The 211-nt window shown below is 36.0% G+C and carries 1 protein-coding gene; it reads left to right on the forward strand.

The window, feature by feature from the left end:
- On the forward strand, window positions 1–211 hold a 211-nt coding region (locus LOK41_RS28910), incomplete at both ends, for a DDE-type integrase/transposase/recombinase (protein WP_241819491.1).

Here is a 211-nt window from a genome sequence, read left to right on the forward strand (position 1 = left end):
AATAAAGATGGACACACATTGGATATTCAACTTCGTAAAAAGCGGGATCATCAGGCTGCCTATGCCTTCATGAAAAGATTAGTAAAACATTTTGGAGAACCAACGGTTCTCACTACAGACAAAGCGCCAGCATTACTTTGCGCATTTAACAAATTAAGAAAACAAGGATTTTATCAAACTACCATCCATTGTACAATCAAGCATTTAAACA

Source organism: Bacillus sp. TL12 (assembly GCF_022625245.1).
GTDB lineage: Bacteria > Bacillota > Bacilli > Bacillales > Bacillaceae_G > Bacillus_A.